The following is an 8,718-nucleotide window of genomic DNA, read 5'->3' as shown; positions in this document are numbered from 1 at the left end:
AAAAGAAATTAAATAACCTGAGTCCATATAAATATAGAACTCAGGTTGCTTAGTTGCGCTTTTTAAATACTGTCTACTTGACAGGGGTCACTGCATAACCGATGGGCTCTTTTTACTGTTTATTAAAATGAGGTACTGTTAAGATTTCTCAAGATTCAATTCTCATATTACACGGTCTTTCTCAATGTCTTTACATAACGCACTGTAATTAAAATCATACCAATGGTAAATGCGCTTATTGATGTTAATAATATACCAATAGACACTATACCTTGATCAACCAATTCTATAGACTGCAATGGTAGAGACCATATATATAAAAATCCCCGCTTTGCTTCTGAAAAAATAAATACCCCAATTAAAGATAGAATTATATTAAGAAATGTAAAAGTGATAGATGTTTTTATAAATAAGAATAATAAAAGTTGCACTGTTATTAGAGGCAGTGTTGCAACAACAGAAGTGAAAAACACTTTAACCATGAATAATAAAGGAAATGGATCTGTAAAATCAAAATATCTTCCTGATACATATAAGCTTATTAAAGCGATTAAGTGTACTACAGCAAATAATAACACACTAGATACTAATTTAGATAAAACAATTTTAAAGTTAGTAACCGGGGATAAATGCATTATTTTCCAATTAGTTTTACTTTCAAACTGGCAGAAGAAAGTTGTTATCATCCCTGAAATGACCGGGAGAAAAAAACCAACATAGAAAAAAGATACTAACATCCATACGCCCATCCATTCATTATCCAAACCATGATTATATTTTCCTACAACGTATTTAGTATACATAACCATTGAATATATAATCGGACAAAGTGCTAAGATGAAAAATGTAATTTGTTGTGGATGCTTTCTTATTTTTATCCAGTCGGAATAAATTAAATTTATCATTTGAAATCTCCTTTTTTAATTTTTATTATTGGTTTTAATAAATATGATATATCCAATCCCTAAAATAACAGCAGTAATAGGAATTCCCGCTAGCATGTACCATTTATCGTACGCCCATAATGTATTAAAAACCTCTAGATTATTCACATAATTAATTGGAGAATATAAAGTTTGATATGAAATAGGAAACCACCAAAGCTTAGTTGAACTTAATATATCGCCGAAAAGATACGAACATAGGGCTAGCGTTACAATCACTGATTGATTCGATACGTTAATGGATATAATGAACGCCAAAGCGCAGAATGGAACGCTAATAAGAAATGGATATAACGTAAAAACAAATACCTGCTGCATTGAAACCGCATCCAAAGAGATACCTAAACCTGGAATTAATAATACTGTACAAAGCATATGCATTAAGGTTGTAATAATAAAGGCAATCATAACAACCACAAACTTACTTAGATACACATTTAATTTCTGTACTGGATACGATAGTGTTCTGGCCCACGTAGAATTTTTATATTCAATATTGTTTACACTCGCTATAATAAACACAATAAAAAAATTTAAGATGTATTTTAAGATTTGTAGATTTATGCCAAATACCGTTTCTAATTTAATAGCATGATAATTACTATAATAATTTAATCCGATGAACTCACCCAATCCAAGTATAATAGGCCCTAAAATAATCAAAAACAGTAAATGACTTTTTCTATATTTTATATACTCAGTAGCTAATACACTCCTCATACACTTACAGCACCTTGTCCAACAATATCTAAATATGCTTCCTCTAAATTCTGCTTTTTAGTTTGGAAAGATTGAATGAAAATCTGATTAGATACTAGTAATTGTTGAATATCATTAAGTGATTTATCATCATAATATTCAACGCTAAAGATATTATTATTTACATGGAAGATATAGTTAGATTGTTCAAGTAATTTCTGAGTAAGGGCTGTATTATTAACTGTAAATTCAACAATATTTAATGATTGTTTATTTTGTAAGGAAGATAATAAACCTTGGTATTTTATTTCTCCTTGATGAATAATTCCGATATGATCGGCCATTTGTTCAACTTCACTTAGAATATGACTTGACAAAATTATAGTAGAATTAAATATACTTGGTGCCTTTTTTATAAATTCTTTTACTTCATAAACTCCCTGTGGATCTAATCCATTAGTGGGCTCATCTAATATTAATAATTCAGGATTATTCATGAATGCAGCAGCCAATCCTAAACGCTGTTTCATACCAAGTGAATATTTTTTAAAGGCACGGTTTCGGTCTTCATATAGTTTAAATAAATTCAAAAGTTCCTTTATATGTTCTTTATCATTAACATTCTTCAATTTAGAAGCAATTAATAAATTTTCGTACCCCGATAAATGATCATAAAAGGTCGGAGCTTCAATTAATGAACCTGTTTTAGATAAGATTTCAATTCTATTTTTTTTGATATCCTTTCCTAATACTTCTACAGTCCCCTCGTCTGCTTCTATTAATCCTAGTATGATTTTAAAAAAAGTAGATTTACCCGCTCCATTCGGACCTAATAATCCAAATATTTCACCCTTTTTAATAGTTAAATCAATTCCTTTTAAAACATGTTTGTCTTTATACTTTTTATGCAAACCTTTAATATTTAAAACTTGATTGTTCATAATATCAACCACCTGAATTTAGAATTTTAAATTAAGTTTAAATTTCATTCTTATATTTACTTATTATTAATATCTTTTACTAAAATCTCCAAATAGAATATAAAGCAAAGGTTAATACTCAGTTTCTATAATCTACATGTCATTTTTTATATTTAACTGTCGTTCCACTACAGGCTTTTACTAGATGATAATATTAATTCACTCACTATTATCATCTAGTAAAATAATAGTGAGTGAATTTTACAAAATACCATTAACACAGGTTAATTAAGAACAAAATTATTTAACACTATTTGTACTCTTATAACTATTAACTAATCCATATCCATATTGATCATCTTTACCAGTCGCACCTAAATCCGTAGCACCATCTTTTAAATACTTAATAGTTATATCTGACGAAGGCTTTGTAGAATGAAGCTCATAATACCTTGAGATAATAGCTCCTAATGTACCAGATACCGATGGAGCAGATAAACTAGTCCCTAGGTTTAGCGTGTAGCCTTTCGGTGTATTTAGTTGAACATCCAACATAGTAGGTTCTAAATAAGTTGGATAGGTAGTACCAATTAAATAGGATGGATCAAATTTGAATTGATTATCAATAATTGTTCCATATGAACCACTTGGTGCACTAAAGTCTACCTCTGGACCAAAGTTGGAGTAATTTACAAATTCATCGTTCTTGTCTGTTCCTGATACCGTCAATACATTACTTAATCCACCAGGTACATGAATTTTATATAATACACCTTTCTCATCATCTACTTTTTCAAATGGTTTATCCAAGCTTATTCCTTCATTACCTGCTGAAGCAACTACAATAGAATTTTTTTCTTTCGCGTATTGAATAGCTCTTTCATACGCCTTTATAATTGCATTCTCATCCTCTAAATTTATAGCCTTATATGTTCCTAAACTTAAGTTTATTACGTCTGCCCCTTTATTTGCTGCATCAATAATAGCTTGTATAGTCCAGACTGATTCACCATCTTTTTTCCCTATAACTTTATATGGAGTAATAGTTATATTGGGAACAATCCCTTTTAATTTATCATGCGCTGCAATAATTCCTGCAACCTGAGTACCATGGCCATTTTGATCTAACAGATCCGGCTCGCTGGGAACATAGGATTTTCCTTCTAAATACCTAATGCTATCCTTAAGTTCAGGGTGGTTATAATCTACACCACTATCAACTAAAGCGATATTTACATTTTTTTCTCCTAAAGTTATCTCGTGAGATTTATAATTATTAGTTACCTTGGCAATTTGCCAAGGTGGCGAAACGTTTGAGACCGGTTCATTAATAGTAATGGAATTCAATGTTCTTTTTGAAGATAAACTATATTTCAACTTATTATTTGCAAACTGCTCATTTGAATTTAAAACCTTTGGATCTGGTAAAGTTAATTTAGCACTATTAGCAACATTTTCTATAGATGCTTTAAACTTAGTACGTATTTTACTATCTAAATCGGCTTGAATATTACTCTTAGTTTCTTTATATGAAATCATTTGAATTTCTGGAGTATATTTAATCTCAATTGCGTTATTTTCCTTTAAAAAGTTTATAATATTTTCCTTATTATTCCTTTGAATGTCGTTATCCAAAAGAATAAATTTATAATTATCCGTTGTCCCTACTTTTTCCGCTTTTACGGGTTGTGTAACTAAACTTAACAAGAATACGGAAAGTATAGTTATAAGAATTTTTAGCCGTTTCATGTATCCGTCTCCTTTTATAATTTAGCCTCTTCTAACCTTAAAATAGAAGGAATTGAATTATAGTCAGACTGTTGTAAAAGACCTACTCCAATCCCACTAAGGCCTGTCATTAAACCAAACGATTCAGTTCCCGTACTGACCCCTTGTTTCCAATTATGCGTTTTAGAATACTCTAAAAGTTGTATACCAATAGAATTTGCTCGTTCGTAAGATGTTTTATCTTGTAACACTTTTGCTGCATACAATAGAATATCTAAATTTCCAAAATCCCCATGACATAGTGAACGATTATGACCAAACGATTTATCAATAGTGGTATCTAGAGCAGCATATATATTTTGATCAAGTATACTACTTTCATAATTACTTTCTTTTAACATTAGTCTACTTAATAAGATACCTGGTGCACCATGACACCAAGCAACAGAGTGATTATCCTTAGAAGGAAGTTTCCAATTTTTATGCTTTGGATCATAGAAACTATTTTCATAGGATAAAACTTTATCTGCTAGTTTTAAAATATTTGGGTTATTTATATATTGATTAGCTGCTACCAAAGCAGTAATAATACCTGCCGTTCCATGAGAATATCCAATCCATGAAATATCGTCTCTTTGTTTCCAAGAGACATGCCCCTCTTTTCCAGGATGATGATATGCAGCATTTACTAAGTATTCACTCGCTTGGTTGAGAAGTTTTAGATATTCCTTATTACCACTATCTTTATAAAGAGCTATTAGTACCCCGATTACCCCCGCAGTTCCATCAATAATATCAAATACTTTATCTTGCGATAATTTACTAACAACCATTTTCATAGAATCGAGTATGAGTTGTTCATATTGTTTAGTATGTGATAATTGATTAATATGATTTAAAGCATAGATTGAACCACTAACACCACTAAAAGTACCAATATTAAACATTCTTTGCTCAGGTAATCTTTGGAGTGAATTAATTACAGGATAAATAGACTTCTCGGCTGTTAGTTTATAATCATTTCTTCCCGTCAAATGATATAAATAACTAAAGAATAGAGAAATACCACTTAAGCCATTATATAAATCTAAATCCACAGGATAAATATCCCATTTATATTCGTTAGAAGCAGATATTACGGTACTTATCCAACAAAGATCAGATTGATTATTCCCTTCTATAGCATTAGCAATTAAATAATCCCCTATATGACGTGCCTCAATTAAAAATTCCTTAGATTTATTAGCATGAATATGGACCTTGCGATATGGATTAATAGCTTGTTCATTTGCACCAAATGTAGCTGAATGTGCTAAAAAGCTCATTCGCATAATTCGAATTTGCTGTGAGCAATCTACAATATTAAGGTCATCGATTTTCTGTATTACAGCTTCTAAAGGAGATGATTCAAAATAGTTTTGAATACAGATTTGCTCTCTATGATATAAATGATTGCTACTCACCGTTGTATAAAAATATGGAATATCATCATTGAGTAGATCAGTTTTTTCGGATTTAATAATTTCTTTTGGTTTATTCTCTGGTTCCAATGCCAGAGTGTGGAAATAAATATCTCGGTTATATCCTTTTTGTAAAAAATCAGGATGTTTACTTTTTCTTAGTAATTCACCGTATACAGCGGTAGGTCTTAGAATCATTCTTACTATCGTATTTTTAAATTTATCTGATATATAATTGCTATACTGTTGTTTATTATTTAAAATCCATTCATAAATATATTTAAAGCCATCTATTATAACGTCTACATGATCTTTATATGAAACTTTTTCACCTTTAAAAATCGGCTTGTTTTTTTCAAATTCATTTACTTTAACATATTTATATGTAGCATCTACGTGCATCACATCTGTATTCTTTGCTTCTACTGAAGGTACCTTTAATGGATATAATTGGTCATTTTTATCACTAAGACCACTTAAATCAAGACCTTTATAGTTAGGATTATCGCTATTAAATGCAAGAAATGGAATAATTCCAGTGGATCTAACAGATCTATTAATTAGATTTAGAGCTTTATTATGAGCAGACCCATTCTTTTCTTCTAATATTTTTGCATGGTGGAATAAAGATTCAAGGTCAATTGGAACCGGATACTCACCCATCGCTATAATATTCTCATAATGAAAGTCCACAGCATTTAAACTATATAAAACGCCTAATAGACTCCCCATTTTAAAATAGAATGATTTAAGTTGTTCTTCCGTTTTGCATTCTATATTCTCAATATATTCAACCCAACCATAAGAATGTTTATCGATGATTTTTGGTGAATACAGTTGAGCTTTATTATTAACTTGATTATTTATCCAAGCAGTTAAATCATTAAATGCCGCTTCGACACCAATTGATCGGGGCTTATAAATAAGTTTTATATTAGGAAGAAATTCAATTAATGACACCGTTTTGCCATCATTATGTTCATCACCAAGCCCTAATGTAATGGTCATTAGTTTATTTGTCTGAATATCAATATTAAATGTCTCTTGGATTTGTACCTTATCTTGTTCAAGATTATAGTAAAGAGTAATAATATTATTTGACCAATGGATTAATGTAGTTAACATTGTTCTATATAAAGCAGGATATGTATCCTTAAAATAAACAAAAAACTCATTTGTACTAATGTAAGAACAAAAATGATTGTAACGTTCTTCCGAGGTTTCCCCTTTTAAATTTTCAAGAACACGTTGAATGTTAAGTTCTAATATTAATGTTTTGTGGGATAATTCATATAATCTCTTATACATATATTCTAGTGGTGCCAATAATTGTGACTCTTCGAAGAACGAATATGTATTCAATGATTTATGAACTTTAGAAAATGAGTAACTCATAAATTTTTTAAAAAAGTTGTAAAAAGTTGCTTTTGATAAATGTTCTTCGATTGTTGGGGGGAATTCATATGTTTGGAAACTGTCAAACTCTGAGAAGGTTAATGATAGCAGTGCATCTACTTTATCTACACTGTATTCATCATGTTCTAATTGAGATAGAGTTGATAACTGAATACCTGAAAGATCCTTTAAGATCCCTTCAAATTTATTTTCGTTGTTTTCAAATGTTTTTTTCCAATAATTTATGTAATCCGTAGAATATGGAACTATCTGATCGTTAGTTTTTATTTCATCAATAAATGCACTATGCTTTACAGACACTTTACTACTCCTTTCATTAATAAGAGAAGTAGATTCTCTACTTCTCTTATATATTTTATAAAGATAATTAATTACAAGAAGGCATACATTCTTTTGTTAACGTACAGTATCCACCATTATTACCTAACCAGCTGCTTAAACCTTCCGGCGTTACATCTCCTTCACCAGCACCAAATAGAGATTGAATTTCTTTAGAATCAACTTCTCCTGCCGGATGGTTTGGTGCATCCTCGTTTTTAGAACGTTCTACTGGATTTTTCCATGCTTCTACTACTTTTTTTGATGAACTCATATTTAACACTCCTATAAATTTTATTATTATTTCATATAGATAATTAGTTACAAGAAGGCATACATTCTTTTGTTAACGTACAGTATCCACCATTATTACCTAACCAGCTGCTTAAACCTTCCGGCGTTACATCTCCTTCACCAGCACCAAATAGAGATTGAATTTCTTTAGAATCAACTTCTCCTGCCGGATGGTTTGGTGCATCCTCGTTTTTAGAACGTTCTACTGGATTTTTCCATGCTTCTACTACTTTTTTTGATGAACTCATATTTAACACTCCTATAAATTTTATTATTATTTCATATAGATAATTAGTTACAAGAAGGCATACATTCTTTCGTTAACGTACAGTATCCACCATTATTACCTAACCAGCTGCTTAAACCTTCCGGCGTTACATCTCCTTCACCAGCACCAAATAGAGACTGAATTTCTTTAGAATCAACTTCTCCTGCTGGATGGTTTGGTGCATCCTCATTTTTAGAACGTTCTACTGGGTTTTTCCATGCTTCTACTACTTTTTTTGATGAACTCATATTTAACACTCCTATAAATTTTATTATTCTTTTATACAGATTATTAGCTAAATGAAAATATATTTTTTAATTAAAAATTATGTTATCTATATAGAAATTAACATCTGCTTGTGCATTTTGTTGTTGGACAAATACTTACTGTAGCTGCAATAGTAGCCTCAACGATTGTTGGTGTTGCTGGCGTTGTTTCTGGATTTACATCTCCCGCTCCCGCTACTTTCTTTAATTCATTTTCATCGATTGAACCGATTAATTCTTTCGTATCAAACTCTTGGTTACGTAATTTAGCTAATTTTTCATTCTTTGACATATTAAACATCCTCTCAATTTTTTAATTTATTATTAACAACGGCTTGTACATTTTGTTGTTGGACAAATACTTACTGTAGCTGCGATAGTAGCCTCAACGATTGTTGGTGTTGC

The 8,718-nt window shown here is 30.6% G+C and carries 9 protein-coding genes; all 9 read right to left on the bottom strand.

From position 1 onward, the window contains the following. Positions 1 to 167: 167 nt before the first annotated feature. The 9 genes from ACQKNR_RS28960 to ACQKNR_RS28920 all read right to left on the bottom strand — a co-directional run bounded on the left by ACQKNR_RS28960 (position 168) and on the right by ACQKNR_RS28920 (position 8,605). A complete protein-coding gene (locus tag ACQKNR_RS28960) occupies positions 168 to 905 on the bottom strand; it encodes an ABC transporter permease (RefSeq protein ID WP_427322679.1) in 738 nt (245 codons plus the stop codon). 15 nt (positions 906 to 920) lie between these two features. Beyond that, a complete protein-coding gene (locus ACQKNR_RS28955; RefSeq protein WP_061402408.1) occupies positions 921 to 1,664 on the bottom strand; it encodes an ABC transporter permease in 744 nt (247 codons plus the stop codon). Further along, positions 1,661 to 2,584 carry an ABC transporter ATP-binding protein gene (locus tag ACQKNR_RS28950; protein ID WP_001064855.1) on the bottom strand — a complete coding sequence of 308 codons (924 nt, stop codon included), beginning with the start codon at positions 2,582 to 2,584 and terminating at the stop codon, positions 1,661 to 1,663. The genes ACQKNR_RS28955 and ACQKNR_RS28950 overlap by 4 nt, the downstream gene beginning before the upstream one ends. A 279-nt stretch (positions 2,585 to 2,863) precedes the next feature. After that, on the bottom strand, positions 2,864 to 4,312 hold the full coding sequence (locus ACQKNR_RS28945) for a S8 family serine peptidase (protein ID WP_427322676.1): 1,449 nt from the start codon (positions 4,310 to 4,312) through the stop codon (positions 2,864 to 2,866). 14 nt (positions 4,313 to 4,326) lie between these two features. Next, a complete protein-coding gene (locus tag ACQKNR_RS28940) occupies positions 4,327 to 7,467 on the bottom strand; it encodes a type 2 lanthipeptide synthetase LanM family protein (RefSeq protein WP_427322674.1) in 3,141 nt (1,046 codons plus the stop codon). A 67-nt stretch (positions 7,468 to 7,534) separates the two neighbouring features. Next, positions 7,535 to 7,759 (bottom strand): lichenicidin alpha family lanthipeptide, encoded by a 225-nt coding sequence (locus ACQKNR_RS28935; RefSeq protein ID WP_033692916.1) that lies wholly within the window; start codon positions 7,757 to 7,759, stop codon positions 7,535 to 7,537. Between the two features lie 43 nt (positions 7,760 to 7,802). After that, positions 7,803 to 8,027, bottom strand: a complete 225-nt coding sequence (locus ACQKNR_RS28930; protein ID WP_033692916.1) for a lichenicidin alpha family lanthipeptide — start codon at positions 8,025 to 8,027, stop codon at positions 7,803 to 7,805. Between the two features lie 43 nt (positions 8,028 to 8,070). Then, on the bottom strand, positions 8,071 to 8,295 hold the full coding sequence (locus ACQKNR_RS28925; protein WP_033692916.1) for a lichenicidin alpha family lanthipeptide: 225 nt from the start codon (positions 8,293 to 8,295) through the stop codon (positions 8,071 to 8,073). Between the two features lie 97 nt (positions 8,296 to 8,392). Then, complete coding sequence (locus tag ACQKNR_RS28920; RefSeq protein WP_000041628.1) at positions 8,393 to 8,605, bottom strand: class II lanthipeptide, LchA2/BrtA2 family; 213 nt, start codon at positions 8,603 to 8,605, stop codon at positions 8,393 to 8,395. Between the last annotated feature and the right edge of the window lie 113 nt (positions 8,606 to 8,718).

This window comes from Bacillus sp. NPDC094077 (assembly GCF_050279465.1).
Classification (GTDB): Bacteria; Bacillota; Bacilli; order Bacillales; family Bacillaceae_G; genus Bacillus_A.
This window is presented reverse-complemented; position numbering and strand designations above follow the sequence as displayed.